This is a genomic window from Streptomyces tyrfis (assembly GCF_037034285.1).
Lineage (GTDB): Bacteria > Actinomycetota > Actinomycetes > Streptomycetales > Streptomycetaceae > Streptomyces.
On sequence record NZ_JBAGJZ010000001.1, the window covers coordinates 165,110 to 177,510 of the forward strand.

10 protein-coding genes are annotated in these 12,401 nt (G+C 74.9%); 7 read left to right on the forward strand and 3 right to left on the reverse strand.

Features of this window, described 5'->3' with window-relative positions; genetic code table 11:
* Positions 1-119: 119 nt before the first annotated feature.
* The 3 genes from aceE (at position 120) to WA762_RS00755 (ending at position 4,615) form a co-directional block, all read left to right on the forward strand.
* Entirely contained in the window at positions 120-2,786 is a 2,667-nt protein-coding gene (gene aceE / locus WA762_RS00745; RefSeq protein WP_335931812.1) for a pyruvate dehydrogenase (acetyl-transferring), homodimeric type, read from the forward strand.
* Positions 2,787-2,978: 192 nt separating this feature from the next.
* Entirely contained in the window at positions 2,979-4,013 is a 1,035-nt protein-coding gene (locus WA762_RS00750; protein WP_335931814.1) for a helix-turn-helix transcriptional regulator, read from the forward strand.
* A gap of 80 nt (positions 4,014-4,093) precedes the next feature.
* Positions 4,094-4,615: a DUF4240 domain-containing protein gene (locus WA762_RS00755; protein ID WP_335932271.1), complete on the forward strand. Its 522-nt coding sequence runs from the start codon at positions 4,094-4,096 to the stop codon at positions 4,613-4,615.
* Positions 4,616-4,772: 157 nt separating this feature from the next.
* Here the strand turns inward: WA762_RS00755 and WA762_RS00760 are convergent, their stop codons facing one another.
* The gene (locus WA762_RS00760; protein WP_335931816.1) at positions 4,773-5,543 is read right to left on the reverse strand and encodes an SDR family NAD(P)-dependent oxidoreductase; all 771 of its coding nucleotides are present in this window, start codon (positions 5,541-5,543) and stop codon (positions 4,773-4,775) included.
* A 161-nt stretch (positions 5,544-5,704) separates the two neighbouring features.
* Between WA762_RS00760 and WA762_RS00765 the strand changes: the two genes are divergently transcribed.
* Complete coding sequence (locus tag WA762_RS00765) at positions 5,705-6,397, forward strand: TetR family transcriptional regulator (RefSeq protein WP_335931818.1); 693 nt, start codon at positions 5,705-5,707, stop codon at positions 6,395-6,397.
* Here the strand turns inward: WA762_RS00765 and WA762_RS00770 are convergent.
* A complete protein-coding gene (locus WA762_RS00770) occupies positions 6,355-6,882 on the reverse strand; it encodes a GNAT family N-acetyltransferase (RefSeq protein ID WP_335931820.1) in 528 nt (175 codons plus the stop codon). The two genes, WA762_RS00765 and WA762_RS00770, sit on opposite strands and share 43 nt — an antisense overlap.
* A 169-nt stretch (positions 6,883-7,051) precedes the next feature.
* Between WA762_RS00770 and WA762_RS00775 the strand changes: the two genes are divergently transcribed.
* Complete coding sequence (locus tag WA762_RS00775; protein WP_335931822.1) at positions 7,052-7,951, forward strand: TIGR01777 family oxidoreductase; 900 nt, start codon at positions 7,052-7,054, stop codon at positions 7,949-7,951.
* A 259-nt stretch (positions 7,952-8,210) separates the two neighbouring features.
* Positions 8,211-9,542, forward strand: a complete 1,332-nt coding sequence (locus WA762_RS00780; protein WP_335931824.1) for an NAD(P)/FAD-dependent oxidoreductase — start codon at positions 8,211-8,213, stop codon at positions 9,540-9,542.
* 47 nt (positions 9,543-9,589) lie between these two features.
* Here WA762_RS00780 and WA762_RS00785 read toward each other — a convergent pair whose 3' ends face one another.
* The gene (locus WA762_RS00785) at positions 9,590-11,230 is read right to left on the reverse strand and encodes a regulator (RefSeq protein ID WP_335931826.1); all 1,641 of its coding nucleotides are present in this window, start codon (positions 11,228-11,230) and stop codon (positions 9,590-9,592) included.
* A gap of 264 nt (positions 11,231-11,494) precedes the next feature.
* Between WA762_RS00785 and lipB the strand changes: the two genes are divergently transcribed.
* Positions 11,495-12,307 (forward strand): lipoyl(octanoyl) transferase LipB, encoded by an 813-nt coding sequence (gene lipB, locus WA762_RS00790; RefSeq protein ID WP_335931828.1) that lies wholly within the window; start codon positions 11,495-11,497, stop codon positions 12,305-12,307.
* The last annotated feature ends 94 nt before the right edge of the window (positions 12,308-12,401 follow it).

Consider the following 12,401-nt stretch of genomic DNA (forward strand, 5'->3'; position numbering starts at 1 on the left):
TCCTTTGATCGATCATCGATCGGCGGCCTACAGTTCACTCGCGGGCTCACCGGCCCCATCGCCCTGTCCTGCCAGCCAGGGATTTTCTCCACCCCCTCCCACTCCGGAAGGCGGCGATCATGACCGACCCCGTAAAGCTTCCGAGCGAGCTCGACCAGCTCCCGGACCGCGACCCCGAGGAGACCGCCGAATGGGCGGCCTCCCTGGACGCCGTCACCAGGGCCGCGGGCCCGCACCGCGCCGCGTACCTGATGCGCCGCTCGCTCCAGCACGCCGAGGGCGCCGGCCTGGCGCTGCCCAAGCTGCTGGAGACGGACTACGTCAACTCCATCCCGACCGCCGCCGAGCCCGCGTTCGACGGCGACCTGGAGATGGAGAACCGGATCACCGCCTGGAACCGGTGGAACGCCGCCGCGATGGTCACCCGCGGCGCCCGGTTCGGCGTCGGCGGCCACATCGCCACCTTCGCCTCGGCGGCCTGGCTCTACGAGACCGGCTTCAACCACTTCTTCCACGGCAAGGAGGGCGACGGCTCCGGCGACCAGATCTACGTCCAGGGTCACGCCTCCCCCGGCATCTACGCCCGCGCCTTCCTCGACGGCCGGCTCAGCGAGCGGCAGCTCGACAACTTCCGCCAGGAGGCGGGCGGCGACGGCCTGCCGTCCTACCCGCACCCGCGGCGGCTGCCCTGGCTGTGGGAGTTCCCCACCGTGTCGATGGGCCTGGGCCCGCTCTCCGCGATCTACCAGGCGCGCTTCAACCGCTACCTGACCAACCGCGGCATCAAGGACACCTCGAACTCGCACGTGTGGGCCTTCCTCGGCGACGGCGAGATGGACGAGCCCGAGTCGACCGCGGCCCTCGCGCTCGCGGCCCGCGAGGGGCTCGACAACCTGACCTTCGTCATCAACTGCAACCTCCAGCGCCTCGACGGCCCGGTGCGCGCCAACTTCCGCGTGGTCCAGGAGCTGGAGGGCGCGTTCCGCGGGGCCGGCTGGAACGTCGTCAAGACGCTCTGGGGCACCGCCTGGGACGAGCTGTTCCAGCTGGACACCACGGGCGCGCTGGTCCGCCGGCTCCGGGAGGTCCCGGACGCGCAGTTCCAGACGTACGCCACCCGCGACGTCGCGTACATCCGGGAGCACTTCTTCGGCGCCGAGCCCGCGCTCGTCGAGATGGCGAAGCTGCTGACCGACGCGAAGATCGCCGAGTGCTTCTACACCTCGCGCGGCGGCCACGAGCCCCGCAAGGTCTACGCAGCGTACAAGGCGGCCCTGGAGCACAAGGGCGGCCCGACGGTGATCCTCGCCCAGACGGTGAAGGGCTTCACGCTGGGCAAGGGCTTCGAGTCCAAGAACGCCAACCACCAGATGAAGAAGCTGTCCGCCGACGAGTTCAAGGACATGCGCGAGCTGCTGGGGCTGCCGATCCCGGACAGCGCCTTCGTGGACGGTCTGGTGCCCTACGGCCACCCGGGCGCCGACTCCCCCGAGGTGCGCTACCTCCAGGAGCGCCGCGCCGCCCTCGGCGGTCCGGCCCCGGCCCGCCGGGTGCACGCCGTGGCGCTGCCCGAGCCCGAGGAGCGCGCGTTCGCCGCGCTGAAGAAGGGGTCCGGCAAGCAGGAGATGGCCACCACCATGGCCTTCGTCCGCCTCGTCAAGGACCTGATGCGGGACAAGCAGACCGGCAGGCGCTGGGTTCCGGTCGTGCCGGACGAGGCCCGCACCTTCGGCATGGAGTCGCTGTTCCCGTCGGCCGGCATCTACTCGCCGCTGGGCCAGACGTACGAGCCGGTCGACCGCGACCAGCTGATGTACTACAAGGAGGCCAAGGACGGCCAGATCCTCAACGAGGGGATCACCGAGGCCGGCGCCCTGGCGGACTTCATCGCCGCGTCGACGTCGTACGCGACGCACGGCGAGCCGATGATCCCCTTCTACATCTTCTACTCGATGTTCGGCTGGCAGCGCACCGGCGACCAGTTCTGGCAGCTCGGCGACCAGCTGGGCCGCGGGTTCGTGGTCGGCGCCACGGCCGGCCGCACGACGCTGACCGGCGAGGGCCTCCAGCACGCCGACGGCCACTCGCACCTGATCGCGTCCACCAACCCGGCCGCGCTCAACTACGACCCGGCGTTCGCGTACGAGATCGCGGTGATCGTCAAGGACGGCCTGCGCCGGATGTACGGCCCCGACGCCGAGGACGTCTTCTACTACCTGACGGTCTACAACGAGCCGAAGCCGCAGCCCGCGATGCCGGAGGGCGTCGAGGAGGGCATCCTCAAGGGCCTCTACCGCTTCAAGGAGGGCACGCCCGCGAAGGCGGACGCGCCGCGCGCCCAGCTGCTGGCCTCCGGCACGGCGATCCACTGGGCCCTGGAGGCGCAGGAGCTGCTGGCGGCGGACTGGGGGGTCACGGCCGACGTGTGGTCCGCGACCTCGTGGGGCGAGCTGCGCCGGGAGGCCATGGAGTGCGACGAGGCGCTGCTCCGCGGCGAGCAGCGGGTGCCGTACGTGACCCGCGCCCTGGAGGGCGCGCCGGGTCCGGTCCTCGCGGTCAGCGACTGGATGCGGCAGGTCCCGGACCAGATCAGCCAGTGGGTGGAGCAGGACTGGTCCTCGCTGGGCACGGACGGCTTCGGCCTCTCCGACACCCGTGACGCGGCCCGCCGCCACTTCGGGGTCGACCCGCAGTCGATCACGGTCGCGGTGCTGGCCCAGCTGGCCCGCCGCGGCGAGGTGAGCGCGACCGCGGTCAAGGAGGCCCGGGAGCGGTACGGGCTCTGAGCCCGGGGACCCTGGAAGGGGTTCCGGGACGGCGGCGGCCGGGTGCGCCCGGCCGCCGCCGTCCCGTTCCCCGGTGTGTACGAAAAGCCAGGCGCGGCCGGGCGCGTGCCGGGGCCCGGGGCGTGCGCGGGCGGGGGCCGGCGTGTGCCGGCGCCCGGGCGGGGGCGCGTGGCGAGCGGCCACAATGGGCCCATGCGTGCCGCCCGTCTCATCAGAATGGTGCTGCTCCTGCAGTCCCGCGCCGTCATGACCGCCGCCGAGCTGGCCCGGGAGCTGGAGGTGTCCGAGCGGACCGTCACCCGGGACGCGCAGGCGCTCTCCGAGGCGGGCGTCCCGGTGTACGCGGACCGGGGCAGGGCCGGGGGCTACCGCCTGGTCGGCGGGTACCGCACCGGCCTCACCGGGCTCGCCCGCGACGAGGCCGAGGCGCTGTTCCTCTCCGGGCTGCCCTCGGCCCTGCGCGAGATGGGTCTGGAGGACGCCGCGTCCGCCGCCCGGCTCAAGGTCTCGGCGGCGCTCCTGCCCTCGTTGCGGGACGCCTCCGACAGCGCCGCCCGGCGCTTCCACCTGGACGCCCCCGGCTGGTACCGGGAACCCGTGACGCCCGAGCTGCTGCCCGCCGTCGCGGAGGCCGTGTGGGGCGACCGGATCGTCCACGCCCGCTACCGCCGCAACGGCGGGGACGAGGACGTGGCGCGGGAGCTGGCCCCGTACGGGCTCGTCCTGAAGGCCGGAGTCTGGTACCTCTGCGCCCGGGTGGCGCCGGACCCCGCCCGGGCGGCGGAGGACCGTGCCCGGGCGGCGGAGGACCGTGCCCGGGCGGTGGAGGACGTCCGGGTGTACCGGATCGACCGGTTCTCGGCCGTCGCGGTGTCGGACGAGCGGTTCACCCGCGACGAGCGCTTCGACCTGCCGGGGTTCTGGGCGGAGCGGTCCGTCCGGTTCGCCCGCTCGCTGCTGCGGGAGGAGGTGACGGTCCGGCTGTCGGAGGAGGGCGTGCGCCGGCTGCCGCACGTGATGGACCGTTCGGCGGTCCGGGAGGCCCTGGAGGCGGCGGGTCCGCCCGACGCGCGGGGCCGGCGCACGGTCACTCTGCCGGTCGAGTCCCTGGACGTCGCGTACAGCCAACTGATGGGCCTGGGGCCGGAGTCGGAGGTCCTCGAACCCGCCGGTCTGCGGGCGCGGTTCGCCGCGGCGGCGGAACGCCTGTCCGCCCTGTACCGCTGAGCACGGCCGCCGCGCGCGCCGCCGGCCGCTCCCCGCGTCCGCGTGCGCGGTCCGCCGGCACGGCCGATGCTTGATCCGTGATGGACGAGACGGAGTTCTGGGAGATCGTCGACAGCACCCGGGAGGACGCCGAGGGCGACCCGGAGGATCAGGCCGACCTGCTCGTCGAGCGGCTGCTGCGGCTCGATCCGGAGGCCGTGCTGGATTTCGCCAGGCACTTCGAGGCCCGTTACAACCGCGCGTACCGCTGGGATCTGTGGGGCGCCGCCGCCGTGCTGCTGGGCGGGGCGGACGAGGACGCCTTCGACTTCTTCCGCTGCTGGCTGATCGGGCAGGGCCGGGAGGTCTTCGAGGGGGCGCTGCACGATCCGGACGCCCTCGCCGATCTCCTCGACGGCTTCGACGAGGAGATCGACGGGGACGGGGAGGATCTGGGCTACGCCGCCGACGAGGCGTACGAACAGCTCACCGGTCTGGTCGACCCGGACCTCGGGCTGCCGCCGCAGCCCGCCGAGCCGGAGGGCGTCCCGTTCGACGTCGGGAACGAGGCCGCCCTGGCGGAGCGTCTCCCCTCGCTCTGGCGGCGGTTCCGGGGCGACTGAGCGCCCGGAACGCTCTCCGCGCGGCCCGACGACGCGCTCCGGGCCGACGACGCGTCCGCGGCCGGGGGCGCGCCGGGCGGCCGGACCGGCGGCGCGGGCGCGCGCCGCCCGGGCGCACGGGCTCATGCCACCGCGCGCGCCGGGCGCGCCGACCGGCTCAGAAGTGGGTGCCGCCGTCGATCCGGATCTCGGTGCCGGTGATGAACGCCCCGTCCCGCGAGCCGAGCATCGCGACGACGCCCGCGACGGTGTCCGGGCTGGCGAAGCCCTGCCCCAGCGCCGGGGACAGCTTGGCGAAGAGCGACATGTCGGCGTCGGCGGGCAGGCCCGGGCCCGTGCCGCTGGTCATGTCGGAGGAGATCGAGCCCGGGGCGACGGCCACGACCCGCAGCCCCTGCTTGCTGTACTCGCTCGCCAGGGCGTGCGTCATCGCCTGGACGCCGCCCTTGCTCGCCGCGTACGCCGACATGTAGGGGTGCGCGAAGCTCGCCGAGGTGGAGGAGAAGTTCACCACGACCGGTTCGTCGCCCGCCAGCAGCGCCGGCACCGCCTCACGGACCATCAGGAACGTGCCGGTGAGGTTCACGGCGATGATCCTGTCGAAGAACTCCAGCGAGGTCCTGTGGGTGTGCTCGGACCGCAGGATCCCGGCCGCGTTGACGAGGACGTCCAGGCCGCCGAGGGTCTCCACGGCGGAGGCGACGCCCGCCCGGACCGAGCCCTCGTCCGCGATGTCGAGGACGAGGGTGGTGAGCCGGCCGGCGGCGCCGTTCGCCTCGGCCGTCGCGTACGTGGTCCTCAGCCCGGCCTCGTTCACATCGGCGGCGACGACCCGGCCGCCCTCCGCGAGGAGGCGGTGGACCGTGGCCTGTCCGATGCCGGAGCCGGCTCCGGTGACGAGCGCGCGGCGGCCTTCGTAGCGGTTCATGTCTGTTCTCCCGATCCCGGCGACTGCCGTCTTGAATATCCCGATATATCTCGAAGCCTTCTCTCACCGGCCCGATCGATGTCCACCGTACGCCCAGGTGGCACGTTTTGCCACGACGGCATTTCATGCATGCGCTGGTCCGGGCGGGGTAGTCTGCCGGGGTGAGCCCCAAGCCGAAGCAGCCGTCCCTCACCGAGCGCCGCAAGGCGGCGACCCAGCTGGACATCGCGCGCGCCGCCGCCGCGCTCTTCGCGGAGCGCGGACCCGACGGCACCACGGCGGAGGACATCGCCCGGCGGGCGGGCGTCGCGCTGCGCACCTTCTACCGGTACTTCCGCTCCAAGCAGGACGCGGTGGGGCCGCTGCTGCGGGGCGGCGCCGAGCGCTGGCGGGCGCTGCTCGAAGCCGCAGACCCCGGGGAGCCCCTCGCCGGGGTGCTGGAACGGGCGGTCTCCGAGGCGCTCCGGATGCCCGACGACCAGGCCGTCGAGGAGCTCGAACGGACGCGCGGGCTGCTGCGGGCGGCGGCGGACGACCCGGCGCTGCGCGCCGTCTGGTACCGGGTCAATCAGGAGTCGGAGGAGCAGCTGCTGCCGGTGCTGGGCCGGCTGGCGGGCGAGGACGCGGACCCGCTGGAGGTCAGGCTCGCCGCGGCCGCCGCCACGGACGCGGTGCGCGTGGCGCTGGAGTCCTGGGCGCGGACGGACGCGCCGACGAGCGGGCCCGGCTCACCCGCCGTTCTCGCCGTGCGTTGCCTGCGCGAACTCATCGGCGGCATGCGGCTGTTCGGTGGCCGGGCCGGGGACGGGGATCAGGCGGCGAGCGGGCGGCCCATCAGGATGTCGTCGACGTAGCGGCCGTCCAGGAAGAACTCGCCGGCCAGCACGCCCTCGACGACGAACCCCTCCGACTCGTAGAGGGCCCGCGCGGGCGCGTTGTGTCCGAGCACCCGCAGCGTCATCCGGTTGGCGCCCTCGTCCCGCGCCGCCGCGCACGCGGCCCGCAGCAGGGTCCTGGCGACGCCCCGGCCGCGCGCCCAGTCGGCCACGGCCAGGCCCTGTATCTGACGCACGTGCGCGTTGCAGGCCAGCGGGGTCGGCGGAACGACCCGGACGTACCCGGCGATCGCCGTCTCCCCCGCCTCGTTCGCGGCCTCGGCCACGAGCAGGTCCTCGGGGCGGTGGCGCTCGTCGAAGAAGGGCGGATACGGCGGCTGCGGCCTCGGCATCACCGCGTGGAGGGTCGACCAGGTGGCGCGGTCGAGCTCACCGAGCGCGGCCTCGTCGGCGAGGACCGCGGGACGTACGGAACACGCGGAGCGTGCGTGGATCTCTGACATGCGCGCCACTGTGCCACGCCCCGCCCCTGCCGGTCTGCTCCTTTACGGGGCGGCGGGGCCGTACCCCCGCGCTTCCCCGCCTCCCCCGCGCCCTCCCGGACGCAGCCTCACCCGCCCGTTCGGACCGGCCGGGGAGGCGTCCGGGAGCCGCTGCGGCAGGATGGGGGCCATGGTGCACTCCCGAATCGCCGTCAGCGGAGCGTCCGGACTCATCGGATCGGCGCTCGTGCGTTCCCTGCGGGCCGACGGTCACGAGGTGGTCCGTCTGGTGCGGCGCCCGGCACGGACCGGTGACGAGGTGGAGTGGGACCCCGGGCGCGCGTACGTCGACGTGGCCGGTCTGGTGGGATGCGACGCCGTCGTCCATCTCGCCGGGGCCGGGGTGGGCGACCACCGCTGGACGCCGGAGTACAAGCGGGAGATCCGGGACAGCCGGGTGCGCGGGACGACGGCGGTGGCCGAGGCCGTCGCCTCGCTGGACGTGCCGCCGAAGGTGCTGGTGTCCGGCTCGGCCATCGGCTACTACGGCGACACCGGCGACCGGGCGGTCGACGAGGGCGCCCCGGCCGGCGAGGGCTTCCTGCCGTCCGTCTGCGTGGAGTGGGAGGCGGCGACGGCGGCCGCCCAGGAGGCGGGCGTACGGACGGTGCACGCCCGCACCGGTCTGGTCGTCGGCCGCACGGGCGGGGCCTGGGGGCGGCTCTTCCCGCTCTTCCGGGCGGGGCTCGGCGGACGGCTGGGCGACGGGCGCCAGTACTGGAGCTTCATCGCCCTGCACGACGAGGTCGCAGCGCTGCGGCACATCCTGGACACGGAGTCGCTGTCCGGTCCGGTGAACCTGACCGGTCCCGACCCGGTCACCAACGCCGAGGTGACCGCCGCGATGGGCCGGGTGCTGCGCCGACCGACGCTGCTGACCGCCCCGGCGCCGGCCCTGCGGCTGGTCCTCGGCGACTTCGCGGAGGACGTGCTGGGCAGTCAGCGGGTGCTGCCGGGCCGGCTGCTGGAGTCCGGCTTCGCCTTCGCCTTCCCGGGCATCGACGCCGCGATCCGCGCGGCACTGCGCTGAACGGTCCGCCGGAGACCCCGCCCGCCGCGCCCCGCGCACCGCGACGGCGCCGGCGCACACCGGACGCCCCCCTCGGGCACACGGCCGCCCGCACCCGCCACCGAATCGGACGGACATGCGACCCCGTGCACCGGTGCCCCCGGCGCGCGCGTCTGCGCCGGACCCGGTACGGCCTCCTAATCTCCTTGCGAACTCGGCATTCCTGGGGCCTGTCGGAGGCAAGAGCCTCCCAGTGGCCGCGCCGACTCGGGGAGGGCACGTGCTCAGCTCGGCACATCACGCGGACGTCGTCATCATCGGGGCCGGGATCGCCGGTCTGTCGGCCGCCCACCGGCTGACCAGCGCGGGAGTGAGCGTCAGCGTGCTGGAGGCGGGCGACCGGGCCGGCGGGCGGATGACCACCACCGCGTCGGACGGCTTCCTGCTCGATCACGTGGGGCCGCTGCTCAGCACCGCTTACCCGGAACTCCGCCTCACGCCCGCCCTCGAAGGGCTCGCCCTGCGGACCTTCGCCCCGGGGCTGCTCGTCCACAGCGAGGGCCGTCAGTACCGGACCGGTGATGTCCGGGGCGCGCGGGGCGCGTTCAAGGCGGCGCGCGCCCTGGCGAGCTCCCCCCGACCGCCGATGGGCGGGCCGATCGACCAGGCCCGGCTGGGCGCCGCCCTGAGCCGGCTCGCGGCGACCCCGGCGTCCCGCATCCTGGCCCGGCCCGAGCAGGACGCGCTCGCCGCGCTGTCCCATCGGGGCCTGCCCTCCCGTACGGTCGACGGCTTCCTGCGCCCCCTGCTGTCCGCGCTGCTCAGCGACCCGGAGCTCACCACGTCCAGCCGGTGCGCCGACCTCGTCCTGCGCGACTACGCGCGGGGCAGGCTGTGCGTGCCCGCGGGCGGCTCGGGCAGGCTGCCGGAGCTGCTCGCGGCCGCCCTGCCGCCCGGCGCCATACGCACGGGCGTGCATGTCACGGCCGCCGACATCACCTCGGTCCGCACCAAGGAGCACGGTGAACTCGGCTGCCGTTCCCTGTTGTTGGCGACCGGCGCCGGCGCCGCCGCCGCATTGCTGCCCGGTCTGCGGGTGCCGACCTTCCACCCGGTGACGGTGCTTCATCACACCGCCCCGGTGTCCCCGCAGACCGGTGCCTCACTGTTGCTCAGCGCCGACCGGTCGGGCCCGGTCGCGCACACCGCGGTGATGAGCGCGGTCGACCCCTCGCGCGCTCCGCACGGCCGGACGCTGATCAGCTCGACGGTGCTCGGCGCCCCGCCGCCGGACCTGGACCGCGCGGTCCGCGCCCATCTCGCCGTCCTGTACGGCATGCCCACCGACGACTGGGAGCTGCTGGCCGCCCATCACGACCCCGAGGCCGTGCCCGCGATGCCCGCGCCGCACGACCTGCGCCGCCCGGTCCGGCTGCTCGCCGGGCTGTACGTGTGCGGCGACCACCGGGACACCAGCACGGTCCAGGGCGCCCTGTTCTCGGGGCGCCGCGCGGCCGAGGCGATCCTCACCGACCTCGGCGTGCGGCCGGGGCACGGAGGCGGCGACGGGCGCGGCGACCGGGGCGGCCGGGCGCTGCCCGAAGCGGCCTGACGAGCCGTCGGCCCGGCCCCGGTTCCGGCGCGCCGTCCCGGTCCCGCTCAGCCCAGCGCGGCGACCCGTTCGCGGTAGCCGCGCACCGCCGCCGCGTCCCGGTAGGGCTCCAGGCGGCGCTCGAAGTCCCGTACGTACTCCGTGGCCCGCGCCGACCGCATCTCCGTCGCCTGCTGGGCGGCCTCGGCTCCCAGCAGGCACGCCTGGTCCAGCTCGCCGAGCCCGAGCCGCGCGCAGGCCAGCACGACCCGGCAGAACAGCCGGCTGCGGGCGTACATCGGGGCACGCAGCTGGAGGGAGCGCTCCGCGTGCTGCGCCGCCGTCCGGTACTGCTGGAGGTCCCGGTGGCAGTGGCCGAACTCGTCGGCGAGCTGCGCCTCGTCGAAGTACCGCGCCCAGTGCGGCACCTCGTCCCCGGGACGGGCGATCTCCAGCGCGCGTTCCGCCCGCGCCAGCGAGGCGGTGCAGGACCTGGCGTCGCCGAGCACCCCATGGCCGCGCGCCTCGACGGCGTGCAGCAGGGCCTGCACGACGGGCGGCGCGGACGAGCCGATGCCCTGCTGGGCGACCCGGGCCAGCTGCACGGCTTCCCTGCCGTGCCCGAGGTAGACCGCCTGCCGGCTCATGGTGACCAGGACGTAGCTGCCGTACGCGCGGTCCCCGGCGGCCTGGGCCAGCCGCAGCGCCTGGACGAAGTACCGCTGGGCCAGGCCGTGGGCCGCGATGTCGTACGAGGTCCAGCCGGCCAGCCGGGTCAGGTCGGCGGCGGCGGAGAAGAGCCGGCGCCCGGTGCTCTCCCCGTACGTCCCCCGGAGCATCGGCTCCGCCTCGTGCTCCAGATAGCGGACCAGGGCCTGCCGGGCGTGGCCGCCGCCGTAGGTGTGGTCCAGGGTGCGGAAGAGCTCGCCGACCGAGCGGAGGGCGGCGACGTCCCCGCAGCCGACCCGCTGGCCGGGGCTCCGCTCGGTCTGCCGCTGCCGGGGCACGGCGGGGCCGCCGGGCAGCCCGAGGGGGGACCCGGTGGGCGCGGCCGGGCCGGTGGGGCGGGCCGGGGCCGGACCGCGCGTCCGGCCGTGACCGCCGGGCGCGCCGCCGGTCCCGTGCGTTCCGTGCGACCCGAGCGCCCCCTGTGCTCCGGTCCCGTACGGCCCACCGGCCCCGCGCGTCCCTCGGGCCCCCTCGGGCGCACGGCCGCCGGCCGCGTCGCCCGGCTCCGGCACGGCGGGCTCGCTCCCCCGCCCGACCCGCTCGTCGGCCCGGCCGATCAGCCAGTCCCGGCTGGGCACCACCAGCCCCGCCGGGGTGAAGGCGATCTTGCGCAGTTCGGCGTGGCTGCCCGAGTCCTTCCGCCACAGTCCGCTGACGATGTCGACCGCCTCGGCGGGCGTGGCCGCGAACTCCAGACCCGCGTAGACGGGAGCGCACGCGTCGAGGCCCAGGTCCTGCGCGGAGAGCCGACGGCCGAGTCTCCGGGTGAAGACCTCGGCGATCAGCGCGGGGGTGGTGCCGCGCGGCTGCTGACCGCGCAGCCAGCGGGTCACGGAGGTCTTGTCGTACCGCAGGTCGAGGCCGTGCTCCAGGCCCAGTTGGTCCACCCTGCGGGCCAGACCGGCGTGGGAGAAGCCCGCCTCCGAGATGAGCGAGGCGAGTCGGCGGTTGGGGGTGCGCTGCGGAGGTCGTTCCGACATCAGCTGTACGGTCTCCTGCCTTCGGGGCCGGGCGGGCAGCCCTAATGGAACGGCGCGAATTTAGCGGCCTCTGCCGAGGTCAAAGCCACCTTCGCTTCGCTTTCATCCGATCGTGTGAGGATTGAGGGCGGCGCTGACGGGAACGACCTGCCGGTCCGCCGACCGGCGGCCGGACGTACAGTGGCTCGGGGCTGATTCAGTGCGAGGTGACGGCCGCTCCGGGTTCTCCCGGCTCCCGGCACCACGAGTAGGGAGGCGTCTGTCGTGACCGAGCTCCGGTTCGTCCGGCTGGGATTCGGCGAGGAAGCCGTCGACTACCAGGCGGCGTGGCAGAAGCAGCGCGAGGTGCACGCGGCCAGGTTCGAGGACGCCGTCCCCGACACCTGTCTGCTGCTGGAGCACCCGCCCGTCTACACGGCGGGACGGCGCACGACCGACAGCGAGCGCCCGCTGGACGGCACCCCGGTCATCGACGTGGACCGCGGCGGCAAGATCACCTGGCACGGCCCGGGCCAGCTGGTCGGCTACCCGATCCAGAAGCTGCCCCGGCCCGTGGACGTGGTCGCGCACGTCCGCCGCCTGGAGGAGGCGCTGATCCGCACCGCCGCCGAATTCGGCCTGGAGACCTCCCGGGTCGAGGGCCGCAGCGGGGTCTGGGTGCTCGGCGACCCGGTCGAGGACCGCCCGGCGCTCGGCGGCCTCTCCCTCGACTTCGACCCGCGGCTGCGGGACGAGGAGTTCGACCCCCGGCTGAACGGCCCCGAGTACGCCCCGTCCAACGCCGGCCAGCGCCGCGAGGACCGCAAGCTGGCCGCGATCGGCATCCGGGTGGCCAAGGGCGTGACGATGCACGGCTTCGCGCTCAACGTGAACCCGGACAACACCTGGTTCGACCGCATCGTGCCGTGCGGCATCCGGGACGCGGGCGTCACGTCGCTCGCGTACGAACTGGGCCGCGACATCACCATCGCGGAGGTGCTGCCGGTGGCCGAGAAGCACCTGCGGGACGTCCTGGAGAACGCGGTGCTCGCCCCGCGACCCGTCGAGCGCCCGACGAACGCCGCGGCCACGGCATGACGTCCCGGCGGCCGGGGGCCCGGGAGCCCCGCCGCGGACGGGCCGCCCGGCCCGGCGGGGCCGCCGGAGCGGGACCGGCCGGGAATAGGCCCCG